Origin of the sequence: Flavobacterium litorale, assembly GCF_019613795.1 — a bacterium.
In the GTDB taxonomy this organism is placed as follows: Bacteria; Bacteroidota; Bacteroidia; order Flavobacteriales; family Flavobacteriaceae; genus Flavobacterium; species Flavobacterium litorale.
In genome coordinates, this window is record NZ_CP080429.1 from 1,191,419 (window position 1) to 1,210,399 (window position 18,981).

Sequence of the window (18,981 nt, forward strand, 5' to 3'; positions counted from 1 at the left end):
ACCGCCAGATGATTACTTTTTTTGACTCATGTTAACGCAAGTTTGTATTTTTGCAGCTCAATAAACGAAAAGCATGAAAAATTTTGTAGAAGAATTACAATGGAGGGGCATGGTGCACGATATGATGCCAGGAACAGAAGAGCAATTGAATAAGGAAATGACGACCGCTTATATTGGCTTCGATCCTACTTCTGACTCGTTGCATATTGGTAGTCTTGTGCCCATTATTATATTAGTTCATCTGCAAAAATGCGGCCATAAACCTATTGCACTTGTAGGTGGTGCAACAGGTATGATTGGTGATCCATCGGGTAAATCGGACGAAAGAAATTTGCTAAATGAAGCTGCACTCGAAAAAAATGTTGCAGGGATAAAAAGTGTGCTTTCTCGCTTTTTAGATTTTGACAGTACCGATGCTAATGCTCCTGTTTTGGTTAATAATTACGATTGGATGAAGGAATTCTCGTTTATTGACTTTGCGCGCGATGTAGGTAAGCGTATTACCGTAAACTACATGATGGCGAAAGACTCGGTTAAAAAACGCCTTACAGGCGAAGCAGGTTCTGGTATGTCCTTTACAGAATTTACTTACCAATTAATACAAGGTTACGATTTTTACCATTTGCACAAACACCATAACTGTATGCTGCAGCTTGGTGGTAGTGACCAGTGGGGGAATATTACCACAGGTACGGAGCTGGTACGCCGTATGAACGAAGAAGGTGCTAATAAAGCGTACGCCATGACGTGTCCGTTAATTACAAAAGCTGATGGCTCTAAATTCGGGAAATCAGAAGGTGGTAACGTATGGCTTGATGCCGATAAAACATCAGTATACAAATTTTATCAGTTTTGGATAAATACTACTGATGAAGATGCTGAAAAATACATTAAAATATTCACTTTCTTACCAAAAGATGTAATAGAGCAGTTAATTGCCGAACATAAAGAAGCACCCCATGCTAGAATATTACAAAAGAAATTGGCTGAAGAGGTAACCGTGTTTGTACACTCCGAAGAAGAGCTTAATAAAGCAATACAGGCTTCTAATGTACTATTTGGTAAATCGAGTGCGGACGATTTAAAAGCCTTAGATAGTACTACATTTTTAGAAGTATTTGATGGTGTACCACAAGCAGCAATAAACATGGACGATATAGAGGCGGGTGTAACTATTGTAGATGCCTTTGTTGCTAAATCGGACTTTTTAAAATCGAATGGAGAAGCCAGACGGGCTTTAAAAGAAAACTCCATTTCGGTAAATAGGGCTAAGGTTAAAGAGGATTATATTATTACTAATGATGATTTGATAAATAATCAGTTCGTACTCCTGCAAAAAGGGAAAAAGAATTATTACATACTAAACGTACAATAACAAAACAGTGGGGTAATTACCCCACTGTTTTGTTATAAGAACTTTTTGATTTTATAATACCATAAGATTACACCCTCTAATATCCGAATTATCGAATCGACCCAATACCTCAAAAGTTTGGTTGGTGTATTTTTTACCTAAATCTTGCGTGGCAATAAACGAGCAGGAATTAATATTTGCCAAATCAATAACATTTATGCCGCCTGTTTTGTTGTAATCTACATAGCTAAGTGCATCCTCGGTATCTCTAATAAAAATATCCATCCAAGGCGGGCATTCAAAAATACCATCACCCAACGAATAGGCTTGCGATAAAAGCTCTGTCATACCATACTCGGAGTGGATTTTACTTACTCCAAAACCATTACACAGTAATTCGTGTAGCTCTTCGCGTATCATTTCTCTGCGTTTCCCTTTCATGCCACCCGTTTCCATAATAATAGTATTATTAAGTTGAAATGGTTGTATTTCGATGAGGTCGAGTAGGGCATAGGTTACTCCTATAAGCAGTACGTTTTCTCCTTCTTTATCTAACGTAGTTAACTTAGTAATAAGTTCATTATAGTTATGCAAATAAAAGCCACTATTTGGGTTGTTAGCGCTTTCTATTAAATCGCTAACCATATATATGAGTGAGCTTCCTTCGCGTTCTAAATAAGAGGGTAGTAGTGCTAATACGGTATAATCCTCAATATTGCCATAAAATTGTGAGAATGTTTGCCGAAAGCTTTGCTTGTAGTAATTTAAATCGGTTACGTAATGGTTACTCGTGCTGCTGCCTGTTGTGCCACTGCTGGTAAACGTTATCTCTATAGGTTCCAGATTGCTTACAACCCTATTGTTTTTAAAAAATTGTATGGGCAAAAAAGGGATATCTTTAATACTCTTTACGTTCTGTTTGCTTTTATCCAGTAAATTACAAAAGTTTTGGTATACCGTATTGTTATCGTACTGATGCCGAAAAACTTTTAATGTAATTTTTTCGAATTCTTTTTTCGAGGCGATGCTAAATATATCCTGAGCAGTAATCAACACAATTTATTTTGTGGCAAAGGTATAAAATAAAAAAGCACCCCGTTGTGGGATGCTTTTTAAAGAATATTTAAAATACGATTATTTTACTACCAATTTTCGGGTAGCCGTTTTACCTTCTTCAGTAATTTTTACTATGTAAACACCAGTTGTAAGATTGGCAACGTTTACTGTTTGGTTTGCAACGGTTGTGTTTATAACTTGTTTGCCCAATACATCGTATATTGCTACAGCTTTGGTTGCATTAGTAGCCGATGTTATGTTAAGGATGTTTCCTGATAATGGGTTTGGGTACATTGTAAGCCCTGCAATGGCATCAAAACTAGTGGTAGATAATGTACTGAAAGTTCCTAAACCTACAGCATCTATAAATTCGGCACATGTAGCATTATCTAAATCGTCATTACCGCCATAGTTAAAGGTACTAGCATCAAAGTTACCACCGTTAGCAGCTAAACCATTGTTTCGGGAAGCGTAACTATCTCGGTATGCCCAAGCAGCTGAAAAGTCGCTTCCATCAGTAACATCAAAAGGGTTACCAAACTGGTCAACAACTTCTACCAAGTTATCACCATTGTAAATGGCTAATCGTATAGCATCATTTCCATTCATACTTATACCAAATTTACTGATAAGCATTCTGTTTTCTGGAATGTCAGGATACATTTCGGTAAAAATTGGTAGTACACCTTCTTCGTAAAATGGATTGCCTGTATCAAAATCTTCTGGGATGTTAACAGAGTATACGAAAGCATCAGTAACTTCGCCTAAACCAAATAAGAAGTGACCGTTGCTCCAGTTAATGGCATCTTGGTTGGCTGCACCGTTAGATTCTGCCTGAAGTCTATAATTGTTAAAATCAATTGTTCCTGTAACATACATTTCAACAATTCTAGGGCTAAAGTTGCCATCTGCTTCATTACATCCGCCATGTGGTAGTGTACCATCTATAACTCTAGTAATTACAACACTATTTTGTGCAAATGCAGTAGCAGAAAACAGAATTAGTGCTAAAAAGTAAAATTTTTTCATTTTCATGTGTTTTTAAAATGTTTTCTGCAAATGTATCAAACCGTGATATACTGTATGTTTCTAAATTGTTATTTAATAAAAAAGCACCTCTATTGAGGTGCTTAGTATATTTATTGGGTGTAAAATTATCTAACTACTAGTTTTCGGGTAGCTGTTTTGCCTTGTTCGGTAATTTTAACAATGTAAACGCCAGCAGTTAAGTCAGAAACGTTAACCATTCCGTTTTCAGTAACGGTATTTATAACTTGTTTTCCTAACACATCGTAAATAGCTATTGTTTTAGTAGTATTAGCATTAGAAGTTATATTAAGAATATTTCCTGTAAGTGGGTTAGGGTACATTTTCAAGCTTTCAAGCTTATTTTGCTCAACATTAGCTGTTGCATTGTAATCTCCAAACGGTACTATGGTTGAAAAAGCATCGCCACCTTGGCACGCTCCAAGTCCATCTAGCGTACCTACGCCCCCAAATGTCCAATTATTAGTATTGAATGCTGCACCATCAGGTCCTGTATTATCCATTCTTCTGGCCCATGAGTCTTTGTATTCCCAGTCAGTATCTGTACCGTCAACACCATCCTCACCAAATTGGTCTATTACGGTCATTGCTGCATCAACAATTCTTAATCTGTCATCACCATTAACACTTAATGGCTTAGGGTCCTCTTGTTCTGTACCAGTAACGAATATTTTTGATGATGGTATGTCTGCAAACTCACTTGAAAAAGCATCATTGGTATCTGCATTTACAACGTAAATAAAATCATCTGTTACTGTGCCAAAAGTTGAAAGGCTTAAGGTGTTGCCCCAAGTAGTATTTGCGTTTGCTTGATTTTCTAGTGAGTAGTTAGAAAAATCTACAGTACCGTTTGCGTAAATTTCAATGGCTTTTGGATGTCCTCCTGGGCAATCTCCATCAAGAATACCCGTAATTATAGGTGTCTGTGCAAACGAAAAGCTTGCTGCCATTAATAGAGTTAGTGTGTAAAGTTTTTTCATATTATGAACGTTTTAGTTATTTTATATAACAAATATAACAACAAAAATGATTTGAATGAAAAAATACGATAAAATTAAGCAGCTTTTAAGTGTATAATATGGTACGCTAACTACTTAACAATTAGTTTTCTTGTGGATGTAGCGTCCCCTTCTTTAATTTTTATAATGTAAACTCCTGGAGTTAGTGCTGATATGCTTAACTCTTTACCGCTAATTATAGTTTGTAGTATTTTTTTTCCGAGCACGTCATACACTTGTATTTCTTTACTCTGCATATTTTTAGAGGTAATATAAATCCTATCGGTATTGTTTACAGGGTTAGGGTATATATTTAATCCTTCTATGGTTTGGTTGGCACCATTAGTAATTGCACCATTATTTTCTTGTGCATTTGCACTGAAAGTAAGTAATGATAGTAGTAAGGCAGCGATATATAAATATTTTTTTGCCATGATTTTGATTGATTTGGTAAATATATAAAATATATTTCAAATAGTGTACCAAAAATATACCCTCTCAATATATTGAGAGGGTATTGTAATATTTAAGAATATTTGTAATTCTTTTTATTAGAATCTTGTCCAACCTGCAGCCCATGCTGGTGTTTCAGCACCACTACCTGCACCTGTTGCATTGTCTGTTGTAGTAAAGAACATTTCATCGCCTATGTATGCACTGTTTGTAGTTACACCATCAAACTGTACGTTTGTGAATGTAATATCACCTGCAACAATGTGAGCGTTAGCAACTGGATCGCTATCTGCATCTTTAATGTTGATACCTAGGTCAAAATCTTTAATGTAGAAGTTATCTACAGTCCAGATACCACCACCTTCTTTAATGAAGATACCACCTTCTGTACCGCCACCTACTACAGAGATATTTCTAAGTGTAGCTGTTGTTTTAGGCATAGCATTAGCATCGTCACTGTTGTTAGAACCTTCTATACCAGCTCTTGCACCGTCAACAATGTACCAGTACTCTCCAGTACCACTCCATCCATCAGCAAAGTCGATAGAATCATCACCACTTTCTACAGCTACAAGGTATTTACCGTTTACAGCACCACCAAAGAACTCGATACCATCATCACCACCTCTGTAAGACTGTACATACTCGAAAGTTGTTCCAGAACCTACTCCGAAAAGTGATACTCCGTTAAATTCTTTTTCACCATTAAAAGTAGCACCAGTGTACTCAACTCTTAGGTAACGGATGCTTCCTGAAGAATCGTTATTAGTTGTTCCACCGTAAGTAAGGTTACCAACTTCTGAAGTTGCAGTTTGACCTGTAGAACCACCTTTGTTTGTATTTGCACGACCACAAATTACTAAACCACCCCAATCACCTTCTGCAGGAGTTGAAGAACCAGATGTCATTACTACAGGGCTATTGGCTGTACCATTAATGTTTATTTTACCACCTTGTGCTACTGCAATGTATGCACTTGTACCACCTTGTGCTTCTATTCTTGTACCTGCAGGAATAGTAAGTGTAGCACCATCTCTAATTACGAAAGAACCTGTAAGTGTGTAAGTTTGGCTAGCATCAAGTGTAGCTACATCACCATCATTTAAAGTTCCTTGGAAATTTGTAGGATCGATAACAGTATTGTTATCATTGTTGTCATCATCGCTGCTGCATGATGTAACTGCTAATGCTGATATTGCAAGCATTGATAAAAGCAATTTTTTCATCTGTTGTGTTTTTAAGTTAAGTATTAAATTATTGTGGCAAAACTATCTCTAATGGATTAATCACTGTTTATGTAAACATTAAGCGATTATTAAATAAATCGCACTCGGTAGTTTTGTTTGTTAATATAGTGTTATGTTAGAAACTGTAGGTTACTGATAACTTGCCAAAGATTCCTTTTTTATACGATATTACTTCAACCTCATCACTGCCAATTGTACCAACGCTAGTATCCACCTCTTGTACGCGTTCTACAGTAGGGTCTAATAAGTTTCGTAAGGAGAGGCCTAGACTAAGGTTTTTAGTAATACTGGATTTAAATATAAAGTCCAGCATACCAACACCCTTATCAACTAAATCACCTCTGTTGTTTGTACCAATTGCATACAGCCTATCAGAAAAATAGTTGTACGCTACAGTAGCCATAAGGTTTCTGTCGTTATCAAAATCGTAATTATAGCTTACATCACCATTTACCAATAAATCAGATGCTCCCGTTAGTCCGCCTTCGTCGTTTGTAAAGCCTACGCTCAGGTTATTTTCACGTGCTACTTTCTCTGCATCAAAATCTTGGTTATGGTACATGTAGGTAACGTTAGCACCTACCGAAAGGGCGTTACTAAACATACTGTCCTCACCATGCTTAAAATCAAATAAATCTTTTCGTGCTTCAAACTCACCACCTATAACAATAGCTTTTTCGCCACTATTCACCCACGATACATCGTTGGTTGCTGATGCAATTACTACTTCGTTAATAGGGTTTTCAATGTATTTACCAAATGCTGTAAATGAGATTATCTCTGTAGATTTCGGGAACATTTCCCATTTAAAATCAAAGTTGTAGTTTGTTGATGCATATAAATCTTCATTACCAATATAGGTTTGTATAACCTCCTCGTAAAGGAAAGGTGCACGCTCTTTAAACTGTGGTAGTGTATATGTTTTACTAGCTGCAAACTTTAAGTTTTGCTTCTCGTTTAATTCGTATTTAAACGTTAAGCTAGGTAATATCTCTGTTGTGTTAAGCTCGTTTTCCCCTTGTATAATAGAGGTGTCAAATTCAATACTCTGGCTTATTACCTCAGCTCTAACACCTGCAATCATGGTAAGTTTTGGTGATAATTTATACTCTGCAGAAACAAATCCAGCATGTATACTTTGGTCTCCGTTGTATGTTTGTGGGCGCAAAGCACCAGCAAACCCAGCGTTACCTCTAAAAGTTACAATTCTGAATAAGCCATCGGGGTTTTCTGGAGTAATAAGATTTTCCTGAACAAAGTAATCGTCAAGTGTTTCAAGTGTTACTACTGGTTGTGTAACATTATTTGGAGCAAGCTGGAAGTTGTACTGAGTAGCTTCAAAATCTACTGTTTTTATACGACCACTATAACCAACCGTAAGTTTACCCCTGTAGTTATCCTCATCGTTTTTGCTAAACTTGTAATTTGTAAATATGTTAGCAGCTACTTCATTTTCTTTTAAATCCTGAAAATACCTATGGTTGTCAGCATTAGATAGGTCGTTTAGTTGCGTTACGCTAAGGTCGCCATTATCATCAACAGGACGAAGTGTATTTTGCATCCTGTCTGGCATAGAGTTGTTTACGTGGTTGTACGATACACCCCACTCAATATCAAAACGCTCATCAAATTTATTTGTACCCAAAAGCTGGTTTACATACAAACCTGTTCTCTCAAAGGTAGAGCGTCGTACAACACCCCCACCATTAGGTGCGTTATCAAAAATATCAATTATACCATAATACTCTTCATGATTTTGTTTGGTGGAGTTAATGTATAGTGAGTTGAACTGAAGTTTATTATTAGTATCAATTCTGTAGCTAAGGTTACCCATTAACGTAGTATTGGTATTATAATCGTACGAAAAAAAGTCAAGATCTTTACGTGCAATACCTTGCGAGCTTACACCACCACGTGCAGGACCTTCTCTAAAACCGTATTGGCTATCAAAAGAACCTGTTGCAAAAAAGCTCATTCTACCTTCTTCGCTTACATCGTAAGAATCGCCACCTTTAACAGAAATGCTTGTATTAAGTGGTGTAGCAATTTTTTCTCTGCTCCAGCTGGTCTCAAAGCCATAACTAGCTAAACCTGTAGCAGGTTGTTCTTGTTTTGTAAAACCTGTAAAATTAGGCCCGTCTTGCAGGTAAAAATTATCTTGTTCTAAAGCATTACTATTAAAACCCGTACCAATGCTAATTTCAAAAAAACCATTTCCCTTATAGTCTTTAGATGCGATGTCGATGTTTGCACCAGCAAAGTCACCATAGTTTTTAGGAGTGTACGTTTTATCAATACCTATATATTGTACAATATCTGATGAGAATATTTCTAACTGAATATTTTTCTTAGAAGGATTGTTGGAAGGTAATGGGAGTCCGTTCATTGTAGAAAGGTTATAACGGTCGCCAAGCCCACGTACGTATACACTACCCGAACCTTCTTGTTTGGATATACCTGTGGTTTTAGATACTGCGGTTGCTACATCACTAACTCCTTTTCGTGCCATTTCCTGTGCACCAATACTCTGCTTAATTTCAACCGCCTTTTTTTGTGCTAGCAATAGCGCCGATTCTTTTTCGCGGCTAATCGTTTTTTCAATAACCACATCATTAAGCTGTACGCTAGTAGAGGACATGGCTTGGTTTATGGTTTTGGTTTCTCCAGCAGCAATGGTAATAGGTACTTCAATAGTTTCGTAACCTAAAAAACCAAAAACTACAGTATGTGTTCCTGCAGGTATTTTTAGGGTATACGTTCCATCCATTTCACTGTTGGTTCCAATATTTGTTCCTTTAAGAGCAATACTGGCAAAGGGTAACGTCTCGTTGTTTAAATCCTTATCGGTTATGGTTCCTGTAATAGTCGCGTTGTTTTGCGAAAAACCTAACGTAAAGAAAAACAGGGTGATAAGAGCAAATTTGAGTTTCATTGTGTTGTGTTTATTTTTCATGCAAAGAAACTTTAACCTTTCAAATGCTATGTTACGAAAAGGTTACCTTTGAATTTGGTTTATGTTACAAAATAGTTAACAGATTAAATAATGGTTAATGCCTTTGCTGGTTTTGTATTATCTTTACCTTTACGCCGCTAAACAATATGCAAGTGTCATTATGAAGAAAAAAGACATTAAAATTTTACTGGTTGACGACGAACAAGACATTTTAGAAATTGTAGGGTACAACCTAAGTCAGGAAGGTTACAATGTAATTACAGCAAGTAACGGTAAAGATGCGATAACAAAAGCTAGAAAAGAGCTGCCACACCTTATTATTATGGATGTAATGATGCCAGAAATGGATGGTATGGAAGCTTGCGAAAGTATTAGGAAGATACCAGAACTGAGTAATGTGATAATAACATTTCTTACGGCTCGTAGTGAAGACTACTCTCAGGTTGCAGGCTTTGATGCTGGAGCAGACGATTACATTGCAAAACCAATTAAACCGAAATTACTTGTAAGTAAAGTAAAAGCGTTACTTAGACGACTGAAAGACGACGAGTCTAAAGGTGATATACTACGCGTGGGCAATATAGAAATTAACCGTGAGGAGTATAAAATAGTAATGGAGGATAGCGAAATTGTACTACCAAGAAAAGAGTTTGAACTGTTTTACCTATTAGCATCCAAGCCAGGAAAAGTATTTAAGAGAGAGGAAATACTAGATAAAGTTTGGGGTAACGAAGTAGTAGTAGGCGGCAGAACAATAGATGTACACATTAGAAAATTACGTGAAAAAATAGGCGACGAACTTTTTAAAACAATAAAAGGCGTAGGTTATAAGTTAGAAGTTTAGTGGGTATTAATTTTAAAAAATCATATCGCTTTGCTATAAAGTCAGCATCATACGTTACAACATTCTCTGCTGTACTATTAACCATCTTGCTTTACTTTTTTGCCGAAATAAACCTACTGTTTATTTTTGTTTTTTCAGTATTATTATTTGTATTCTCCTTCTTTGTACTACAGTACAGAGTAGAGCATTTTATATACAGGCGTGTAAAGAAGATTTACGATGATGTATCGTTACTCGAATCGGCGTCATTACGAAACAAACCCATTACTACCGATATGGCAACGCTTACCCGAGAGGTACAAAAGTTTGCCAGAGATAAGAAAATTGAAATTGAAACCCTTAAGGTTCGTGAAGAATACCGCCGTGAATTTATGGGTAACGTTTCGCACGAATTAAAAACACCCTTATTTACCGTACAAGGCTATTTATTAACGTTGCTAGATGGTGCAATGAACGATAAATCGTTACGCAAAAAATACCTAAACCGTGCCGAGAAAGGAGTAGAGCGCCTTATATACATTGTTCAGGATTTAGATATGATTTCTAAATTTGAGTTAGGCGATCTTAATTTAAACTATACTAAATTCAATATCATAGAGGTAATTCAGAATGTTTTTGATATGCTTGAGATGCGAGCAGACAAAAAAGGAATTATGCTGATGTTTGATATGAAGTACCTAAAACCGATAATGGTATATGCCGATAGAGATAAGGTGCAACAAGTGGTAACCAACCTAGTAGTAAACTCCATCAAATACGGTAAAGAAAATGGTACTACAGAGGTAAGCATAGAAGACCTTGTAAATAACAAAATAATTATCCGTGTAAAAGATAATGGCGAAGGTATAGAGCAACAACATATACCTCGTTTATTTGAACGTTTTTACAGAGTAGATAAAAGTGGTGCACGCTCCGAAGGAGGCTCGGGGCTTGGGCTTGCTATTGTAAAGCACATTATAGAGGGGCACGACGAAAAAATGTATGTAGAAAGTAAATTTGGCGAAGGGTCAGAATTTTCATTTACCCTCGAAAAGACCAAATAAATCTTTCCATCGCATATCGCTACCCAAGTTTTTAAGCCCTTTATACATCGCTATTGTCTCTAAATCCTCTACCTTAAACGTATGTTGGCGTGCGTAAGGCACCAAGCCTGTTTTCTTTAGTTTGTGTGCTAAATATTCCTGCTCATACTGCCCAGGTGTAGGTATAAAAAAGGCTTTTTTACCTAGTTGTGCCAAATCCATAATAGTAGTATAGCCCGATCGGCATAATACTTGGTCACTTTCGTTAAAAGCCTGCTCCAATGCTTCGGTATTCATAAAATTGTAAAAAGTAATATTATCCTTTACGGTTACTTTCTCCTCTTTCTCTACAACACCCTTTACAAATATAACATTACCCTTAAATCGGGTAAGCTCGGTACTTAGTTTCTCTTCCAGTAGGGTACGCTGTGGCTCTGGTCCCGATAGTATTGCCATCAAATCATACTTCTTCTGTAAAGGCTTTCGGTGCAATCGGCTCAACGGTCCAATATACTTTACTTTAAGTCCGCTATTCTCTATATGCCCCAATTTACCAGATAAGTTAGGCGATGTTTGTACATCGGGCACCCAACACTCCTGGTATTTTCGTATAAATAATTGGTGTATTTTGGAGGTAAACCAAGTAGTATTGCCAGTAAGCACATTAAGCTGATGGGTAATAAATACCGATGGTTTCTTTTTAGAGAAAACACCCAATCGATTATCAGATATAATACCCGATATATTATGCTCCTCAATAAGTTTTTGCACCATTTGGTTTTCCCGCCTCACAGCAGCAATCATGTTGGGTATTTGCGTAATGAGTTTTAGCTTGAAAAAAGCCCCGTTTTTAGCATACTCAATTTGGTAGGGTGGTAGCTCTAGCGCAGTAAGGTGCGGAAACTCTTTTTTAAGTAATGCAAGCGCAACACCGTCGGATGCAATTACAGGCTCAAAACCATGGTTTTCTAATGCTTCAATAACGGGAATACAGCGTGTAGCATGACCCAAACCCCAATTTAGCGGAGCCACCAAAATTCTTTTCCTGTGTTGCAAAATGTAGTTTTTTGATAACTATTTAATAAGTGCAATCTAAAACTATTTCAGGTTTCGTATATTTCCCTAATTTTACCAAAATTTTAAGTTTAGTTGTGGGCAGTAAGAATAAATTGAAGCGATTTAAGGAGAACGAAACATTTAATAACGTTATTCAGCCGAGTAGAGAAGCCGAAGTGTTAAACAATTTTTCGCTTAAAGGGAATTGGGGAAAAACGTTTTTTAAAAATGAAAATCCCATTGTATTAGAGCTAGGTTGTGGTAAAGGCGAGTATACCATAGGCATGGCTAAACGCGACCCCAACACCAACTTTATAGGTATTGATATAAAGGGGGCACGTTTTTGGCGTGGGGCTAAAACGGCAATTGATGAGGGTATTGCCAATGTTGCTTTTTTACGAACGCAAATAGAGTTGATTGAATACTTTTTTGCCGAGAATGAAATTGCCGAAATTTGGATAACCTTTCCCGACCCCCAAATAAAATACAAGCGAACCAAGCACCGCCTTACAAACTCGGAGTTTTTACAGCGTTATAAAAAAATACTTGTACCAAATGGGATTGTAAACCTAAAAACCGATAGCGAGTTTATGCATGGTTACACGTTAGGCTTACTCCATGGCGAGGGGCACGAAATAATGTACGCTAACCACCATGTGTACCGTAACGAAGGTTCGCCAGCCATTGTTACCGAGATACAAACATTTTACGAGCAACAATACCTCCAAAAAGGTAAACCAATTACCTATATACAGTTTAAAATAAAATAATATGGATTTTGTCCTGCCCATTGTGTTAGGTTTTGTTTTGGCAGCCGCTGGTATTTCGTTACCAGGGCTTTTAAACATTACCGCCGCAAAAATTAGCCTTAACGAGGGTAGGCAAAGGGCAGTTATATTTGCATTAGGGGCTACAAGTATTATTTTTATACAAACGTACATTGCCGTATCGTTTGCAAAGTTTATAAACAGCCGCCCCGATATAATATACTTGTTGCAAGAAATGGGCTTAGGTATATTTGCAGTATTAACCGTTTACTTTTTGTTTATAGCCAAAAAGCCAAAGCCTAAAACAGATGGTATAACGGCAGATGTAAGGAGCAAAAAAAGTAAATTCTTTTTGGGGGTATTGCTCTCAGCATTAAACTTTTTCCCAATACCGTATTACGTTTTTATGAGTGTAACACTCTCCAGAAATCATTATTTCTTTTTTACACCACTATTTATATTCCTGTTCGTTATGGGCGCAGTAATAGGCTCATTTACCATATTTTACCTTTACATCATATCCTTTAAACGATTTGAGCACAAGGCAACCTTCTTCCTAAAAAACATCAATTATTTTATGGGTAGCATAACAGGTATAGTAGCATTAATTACCCTTATCCGTATGATGCGAAGTTAATAAAACCTTTTAGGCATGGCATTAGACGATAACTTTTTTGAGCGTGTTTACCAAGTGGTAAGGCAAGTGCCTTACGGCAGAGTAACATCGTATGGGGCTATTGCTAAATATATTGGTGCTGCACGTTCTGCCCGAATGGTAGGTTGGGCCATGAACGCTAGCCATACCATGGATGATGTACCTGCCCATAGAGTAGTAAACCGATTAGGGTTACTTACAGGAAAACATCATTTTCAGGGTACAAACTTAATGCAACAACTATTGGAAAGTGAGGGAGTAATGGTTACCGATAATAAAATTACCAATTTTAAAAAACACTACTGGGACCCAAACGAGGAACTAAAACGTTAAGTTTATTTTAGGAAAAGCAAGCCTTTCAGATATCAGCTTTTCATAGTATCTTTGTAATTTAAAAGCAGTCTTATTTAACAGGCTGTGTTACAAAGCTATAATACATATGAAACTAGATAGAAAAGAGATTTTAAAAGCACTCGAAACCATTGCATTAGCTGGAGAAGGCAAAAATATGGTAGAGAGTGGCGCAGTACGCAATGTGCTAACCTTTGGCGATGAGGTTGTAGTAGAGTTGGTAATGCACAACCCTGCCATGCATATTAGGAAGCGTGCCGAAGCAGATATTATAAAAACCATACAAGATAAGGTGGCGAAAGAAGCCAAAGTTAAAGTAAACATTAAGCTAGAAACGCCTGAAAAGCCAGAGATAAAAGGTAAAGGTATACCGGGAGTTAGTAATGTAATTGCAGTATCATCGGGTAAAGGAGGAGTAGGGAAATCTACTATTACAGCAAACTTAGCCGTAACCCTATCCAAAATGGGCTTTAAAGTAGGTGTTTTAGATGCTGATATTTACGGACCTTCGATGCCGATTATGTTTGATGTAGAAAGAGAGCGTCCAATATCGGTACAGGTAGAAGGCAAATCTAAAATGAAACCAATAGAAAACTATGGTGTACAAATACTTTCCATAGGCTTTTTTACCAGCCCTGAGCAAGCTGTTATATGGAGAGGACCAATGGCATCCAAAGCATTAAACCAAATGATATTTGATGCTGATTGGGGCGATTTGGATTTTATGCTTATTGACTTACCACCAGGAACGGGTGATATTCACTTATCCATAATGCAATCATTACCCGTAACAGGAGCCGTAGTAGTAAGTACGCCACAAGCCGTTGCACTTGCCGATGCCAAAAAAGGTGTAGCCATGTTCCGTCAGGAAACCATAAATGTACCCGTATTAGGTATTATAGAAAATATGTCCTATTTTACACCAGAAGAATTACCTGATAACAAATACTATATTTTTGGAAAAGAAGGTGCAAAAAATTTGGCAGAAGACCTTGATGTACCGTTTTTAGGCGAAGTGCCATTGGTACAAAGCATACGTGAGGCAGGCGACTACGGACGCCCAGCAGCAATGCAAACTGCAACGCCACTAGAGAGTGCTTTTGAAGAGCTAGCACGCGCTGTAGTACAAGAAACAGTAAACAGAAACGATAACCTACCACCTACCGAAGCAATAAAAATAACAACAATGGCTGGCTGCTCAGCAGTTAAAAAGAAGTAAGATGACAACAGAAGAAATAAGATTAAATGTAGAAAAGGCACTTGATGAAATTCGTCCTTTTCTTGAATCGGATGGAGGTAACATTTCACTATTAACCATAGAGGAAGATAAACACGTAAAAGTGCGCCTAGAGGGTGCTTGTGTAGGCTGTAGTGTAAACCAAATGACACTAAAGGCAGGGGTAGAAACTACCATTAAAAAGTATGCTCCGCAAATAGAAACTGTGGTAAACGTAGCCTAGTTTTATACTGCCTACGTTGCTAGTATTATTAGTAAGTACTATTTACTGACAATTATCATAAAAATAAAGAACAGTTTTGAGGAAATTTGTCCTTGAAACTGTTTTTTAACATACTACAAAACATGATTACAACAGATATACTTATAATCGGTGCAGGTCCTACAGGGCTTTTTACCGTTTTTGAAGCAGGCTTGTTAAAACTAAAATGCCATATTATAGACGCCCTGCCACAACCAGGCGGACAACTTGCCGAACTGTATCCTAAAAAACCAATATTCGATATACCTGGATTTCCATCAGTAATGGCAGGGGAACTTGTAGACAACCTGATGGAACAAATAAAACAGTTTCAGCCAGGTTTTACCCTTAACGAACGTGCTGAGACGATAGACAAACAAGAAGATGGTACCTTTATAGTTACAACAAACAAAGGAACAAAACACCACGCTAATGCAGTAGCCATAGCAGGTGGTTTGGGTAGTTTTGAGCCTCGTAAACCCCTTATTGATAATATTAGTTTTTACGAAGATAAAGGCGTAGAGTACTTTGTACGTGACCCTGAGCTTTTCCGCGATAAGCGGATTGTAATTGCAGGAGGTGGCGACTCAGCTTTAGACTGGAGTATTTTCCTTTCCGATGTAGCCTCTGAAGTAACGTTGATACACCGACGTAATGAATTTAGAGGTGCGCTTGACTCTGTAGAAAAAGTACAAGAGCTAAAAAAGCTAGGAAAAATAAACCTTATTACACCTGCTGAGGTAACAGCAATTATTGGCGAGGAACGTGTAGAAGGTTTAACCATAACCAAAGAGGGCGAAAGCGAAAATATAACTACCGATTATTTTATACCCTTGTTTGGGCTTACACCCAAACTAGGACCCATTGCTAATTGGGGGCTAGAGATAGAAAAAAATGCCATTAAAGTAAACAACGCACTCGATTATCAAACCAATATTGAAGGTATTTATGCCATTGGCGATGTGAATACGTATCCGGGTAAGCTAAAACTTATTTTGTGTGGTTTTCACGAAGCTACGCTTATGTGCCAAAGTGTTTACAACAGAATGAATCCTGGTAAAAAGTATGTATTAAAATATACTACCGTGAGCGGTGTAAATGGTTTTGATGGCACGCGTAAAGAAGCCGAAAAACAAGTGGTAAAAGCAATTGAATAGCTATGGCACAAGATATAACTATAAAAATAACCGATAGGGAAGGGCAGGTACACGAGGTGCAGGCACCTACCGATATGGCAATGAACGTTATGGAACTCTGCCGCTCGTACGAGTTGGCTCCCGAAGGTACTATAGGTGTGTGTGGTGGTATGGCAATGTGTGCCTCTTGCCAGTGCTATGTGCTTAACGATGTGGAATTGCCAGAAATGGAACCTGATGAAGAAGCTATGCTATCGGAAGCGTTTTATGTAAAACCGAATAGCCGATTGGGTTGCCAAATTCATATAACTGAAGATTTGGATGGCTTGGAAATTGAACTTGCACCAGAATCGTAATTTTCCAGCACATTTCAATTTTAGTATCATAAAAAAAGCCCTTGCAAACGCAGGGGCTTTTTAGTTTGTATTATTGAATCTATTATTGTTTTACAAAGCGTAGTGTTTCGGATGTATTTCCTCTTACAATCGTCATAAAATACATGCCGTTAGCATACGTAGCAATGTCTACACTTGTGCTGTTGGATGTTACCTTACCCTTACCTACAAGTTGCCCAAGGCTATTGTATATAGCATAGCTGTCGGGTAACGAAGCATCGTTTGTACTAATGTTTATTATTGTGTTAGCAGGGTTTGGGTATAATTTTATACTGTTAGCTAAGCTTGTGGGGTTAGTAGCCGATAGAATTGTGTTTATTCCAAAAGGCGTTCTTTCTTGCTGCCCAAAACTACCACCTTCGGCTATAACAGTGCCATCAGTAGTTTTTACGTTATAATAACCGTTTCCAAAATCACAACATATACCATCCTGTCCAAAGTCTATTATACCAAATGTATAACATTGGTTGTCTTCAACATCAATAGTTTGCGTATATAATTGATTGTTACCATAGAAATCAGCAGGATTGGGATTGTTAAAATCTATATTGCCTATAATAGGCTCATCATTACTGTCTAGTAATGCCCATATCGTTTCGTTGCCATAATTATCGGTCATTACCGTAACAATTATCTGAGTGGTATTAAAACTACCCGCTATTGTAAAACTGCTCGAGGCACTATTATTAGTGGTTAAATCATCAACGCTACCATTTACTGTTACTATTTCGGTGTTAAACGTGTGTTCTCCTGTGGGTAATGTAAATTCAGGTAAATTAATAATTGTTTCCTCGCCATTAGCAAGGTTTCCTGTCCAGTTGTACTCACTAGTTTCTCCTCCGTCAACATAGTAGCTTATCGTAGCCGAAGTCATTACATTATTACCATCATTCTTCAAAATTACAGATGGTGAAATTACATTAGAACAAACTCCGTCGCTAACACTGTTTATGTTAAGTGAACCGTCAAGATTATAAACAATACCAGGCTCGCAACCTAATGATGTGGTTAGCGAAACTCTTCTGGGTGAGTTAAGTAATACGGCTGTCATTCTATCTTTCTGATCCATGGTAAAGACGTTTTGACAAGAACCATTGGTATAATCCATGTAATTTTCAATCATATCATTCCCCTCAGCGTCAGGGCACGAATCGGCACTTACAGGGCAGCCTTGGTTGGGCATCGAAGCATCGGGTGTATCGGCGCAAAAATCATCCTGACTACAATCGCCATCACCCCAAATGTGTCTGAGTCCAAAAAAGTGACCTACCTCGTGCGATGCTGTACGTCCTTTATCTCTATCAATGTCGTACTCTCCTTCAGGATAAATATCACTAGACCCAAAGTACAAATGTCCTACTACCACACCATCTGTTTCTGCTCCTTCTGCTTCTCCAAGTCCGTCCAAACCTTCAAGTCCCGAATCGGTAGGAAATTGTGCATAACCTGCCAGTTCGCCTATAAAAGTATAAACATAATCTACAACCCAAATATTTAAGTATTGTTCAGGATCCCACTGTGTTTGGGGTTTTAGGGTGCTCTCTATATCTTCCATATCCCATCCTTCGTCGCCACCAAGATTATAGCGTACTATACCTGTAGAGGCAACACCATTGGGATCGCGTTGTGCCAAACAAAATTCAATTTCCATATCTGCACCTACAGGATTAGTGTTATATCCTGGTGTATCAATCATTTTTCTGAAATCCTGATTTAATACTGTAATTTGCGATGCTATTTGTGCTGCCGTTATGTTCTCGTTAGTTCCTACAGGGTCTCCGTTATGTATAACATGTACTACAACAGGTATGGTAACTACCACGTTAGTAGCTTGTGGTGTTGCTGTACTAGCTAATCGTTGCGCTTTTACAGCGTTTACTTTTGGAGCAAGCCATTGCTCAAACTTTTGAGTTGTAGCACGCTTAGGGTATTTTTGTTGTAAAAAAGCTTCGTACTCAGTAGTTCCACACTGCTGTACTTCGTTTGTTATGTTTTTGCCAAATAAACGGGCTTGCTTGGGCTGTTGCTTTTTTTGTGCATTAGCGCCAATACTAAAAGCAAAGCATAGCAGTACCAATAGTGTTTGAGGTAATATTCTTTTCATGAATGTTTGTTTAATTGAGTTAGTGTCTAAAAATAATTGCTTTACGCTTACCAAAAATATTGCCA

General features: G+C 37.6%; 18 protein-coding genes. 10 read left to right on the plus strand and 8 right to left on the minus strand.

Annotated elements, in window-relative coordinates; translation table 11 throughout:
* Nucleotides 1-73: 73 nt before the first annotated feature.
* The gene (gene tyrS / locus K1I41_RS05300; RefSeq protein ID WP_220641642.1) at nucleotides 74-1,375 is read left to right on the plus strand and encodes a tyrosine--tRNA ligase; all 1,302 of its coding nucleotides are present in this window, start codon (nucleotides 74-76) and stop codon (nucleotides 1,373-1,375) included.
* A 51-nt stretch (nucleotides 1,376-1,426) separates the two neighbouring features.
* Here tyrS and K1I41_RS05305 read toward each other — a convergent pair whose 3' ends face one another.
* The 6 genes from K1I41_RS05305 to K1I41_RS05330 form a co-directional block, all read right to left on the minus strand.
* On the minus strand, nucleotides 1,427-2,407 hold the full coding sequence (locus K1I41_RS05305) for a LuxE/PaaK family acyltransferase (RefSeq protein ID WP_220641643.1): 981 nt from the start codon (nucleotides 2,405-2,407) through the stop codon (nucleotides 1,427-1,429).
* Nucleotides 2,408-2,488: 81 nt separating this feature from the next.
* Complete coding sequence (locus K1I41_RS05310) at nucleotides 2,489-3,439, minus strand: T9SS type A sorting domain-containing protein (RefSeq protein WP_220641644.1); 951 nt, start codon at nucleotides 3,437-3,439, stop codon at nucleotides 2,489-2,491.
* A gap of 125 nt (nucleotides 3,440-3,564) precedes the next feature.
* On the minus strand, nucleotides 3,565-4,437 hold the full coding sequence (locus tag K1I41_RS05315; RefSeq protein ID WP_220641645.1) for a T9SS type A sorting domain-containing protein: 873 nt from the start codon (nucleotides 4,435-4,437) through the stop codon (nucleotides 3,565-3,567).
* Nucleotides 4,438-4,547: 110 nt separating this feature from the next.
* The gene (locus K1I41_RS05320; RefSeq protein ID WP_220641646.1) at nucleotides 4,548-4,889 is read right to left on the minus strand and encodes a T9SS type A sorting domain-containing protein; all 342 of its coding nucleotides are present in this window, start codon (nucleotides 4,887-4,889) and stop codon (nucleotides 4,548-4,550) included.
* 117 nt (nucleotides 4,890-5,006) lie between these two features.
* The gene (locus tag K1I41_RS05325; RefSeq protein ID WP_220641647.1) at nucleotides 5,007-6,134 is read right to left on the minus strand and encodes a beta-helix domain-containing protein; all 1,128 of its coding nucleotides are present in this window, start codon (nucleotides 6,132-6,134) and stop codon (nucleotides 5,007-5,009) included.
* Between the two features lie 136 nt (nucleotides 6,135-6,270).
* On the minus strand, nucleotides 6,271-9,087 hold the full coding sequence (locus K1I41_RS05330) for a TonB-dependent receptor (RefSeq protein WP_220641648.1): 2,817 nt from the start codon (nucleotides 9,085-9,087) through the stop codon (nucleotides 6,271-6,273).
* A 181-nt stretch (nucleotides 9,088-9,268) separates the two neighbouring features.
* Between K1I41_RS05330 and K1I41_RS05335 the strand changes: the two genes are divergently transcribed.
* Nucleotides 9,269-9,952 (plus strand): response regulator transcription factor, encoded by a 684-nt coding sequence (locus K1I41_RS05335; protein ID WP_220641649.1) that lies wholly within the window; start codon nucleotides 9,269-9,271, stop codon nucleotides 9,950-9,952.
* Nucleotides 9,952-10,995 carry a sensor histidine kinase gene (locus tag K1I41_RS05340; protein ID WP_220641650.1) on the plus strand — a complete coding sequence of 348 codons (1,044 nt, stop codon included), beginning with the start codon at nucleotides 9,952-9,954 and terminating at the stop codon, nucleotides 10,993-10,995. Before K1I41_RS05335 ends, K1I41_RS05340 begins: the two co-directional genes overlap by 1 nt.
* On the opposite strand, the gene K1I41_RS05345 is transcribed toward K1I41_RS05340, so the two are convergent.
* The gene (locus tag K1I41_RS05345) at nucleotides 10,969-12,030 is read right to left on the minus strand and encodes a glycosyltransferase (RefSeq protein WP_220641651.1); all 1,062 of its coding nucleotides are present in this window, start codon (nucleotides 12,028-12,030) and stop codon (nucleotides 10,969-10,971) included. The genes K1I41_RS05340 and K1I41_RS05345 overlap by 27 nt on opposite strands.
* A gap of 95 nt (nucleotides 12,031-12,125) precedes the next feature.
* Between K1I41_RS05345 and trmB the strand changes: the two genes are divergently transcribed.
* The 7 genes from trmB to K1I41_RS05380 all read left to right on the plus strand — a co-directional run bounded on the left by trmB (nucleotide 12,126) and on the right by K1I41_RS05380 (nucleotide 16,773).
* Complete coding sequence (trmB, locus tag K1I41_RS05350) at nucleotides 12,126-12,800, plus strand: tRNA (guanosine(46)-N7)-methyltransferase TrmB (RefSeq protein ID WP_220641652.1); 675 nt, start codon at nucleotides 12,126-12,128, stop codon at nucleotides 12,798-12,800.
* A 1-nt stretch (nucleotide 12,801) separates the two neighbouring features.
* Nucleotides 12,802-13,434 (plus strand): LysE family transporter, encoded by a 633-nt coding sequence (locus K1I41_RS05355; protein WP_220641653.1) that lies wholly within the window; start codon nucleotides 12,802-12,804, stop codon nucleotides 13,432-13,434.
* A gap of 15 nt (nucleotides 13,435-13,449) precedes the next feature.
* Nucleotides 13,450-13,785 carry an MGMT family protein gene (locus K1I41_RS05360; RefSeq protein ID WP_220641654.1) on the plus strand — a complete coding sequence of 112 codons (336 nt, stop codon included), beginning with the start codon at nucleotides 13,450-13,452 and terminating at the stop codon, nucleotides 13,783-13,785.
* A gap of 106 nt (nucleotides 13,786-13,891) precedes the next feature.
* On the plus strand, nucleotides 13,892-15,022 hold the full coding sequence (locus tag K1I41_RS05365; protein WP_220641655.1) for an Mrp/NBP35 family ATP-binding protein: 1,131 nt from the start codon (nucleotides 13,892-13,894) through the stop codon (nucleotides 15,020-15,022).
* Nucleotide 15,023: 1 nt separating this feature from the next.
* Nucleotides 15,024-15,263 carry a NifU family protein gene (locus K1I41_RS05370; protein WP_220641656.1) on the plus strand — a complete coding sequence of 80 codons (240 nt, stop codon included), beginning with the start codon at nucleotides 15,024-15,026 and terminating at the stop codon, nucleotides 15,261-15,263.
* Between the two features lie 122 nt (nucleotides 15,264-15,385).
* A complete protein-coding gene (locus tag K1I41_RS05375; RefSeq protein WP_220641657.1) occupies nucleotides 15,386-16,438 on the plus strand; it encodes an NAD(P)/FAD-dependent oxidoreductase in 1,053 nt (350 codons plus the stop codon).
* Nucleotides 16,439-16,440: 2 nt separating this feature from the next.
* Nucleotides 16,441-16,773 carry a 2Fe-2S iron-sulfur cluster-binding family protein gene (locus K1I41_RS05380; protein WP_220641658.1) on the plus strand — a complete coding sequence of 111 codons (333 nt, stop codon included), beginning with the start codon at nucleotides 16,441-16,443 and terminating at the stop codon, nucleotides 16,771-16,773.
* Between the two features lie 82 nt (nucleotides 16,774-16,855).
* Here K1I41_RS05380 and K1I41_RS05385 read toward each other — a convergent pair whose 3' ends face one another.
* Entirely contained in the window at nucleotides 16,856-18,916 is a 2,061-nt protein-coding gene (locus K1I41_RS05385) for a T9SS type A sorting domain-containing protein (protein ID WP_220641659.1), read from the minus strand.
* Nucleotides 18,917-18,981 lie beyond the last annotated feature (65 nt).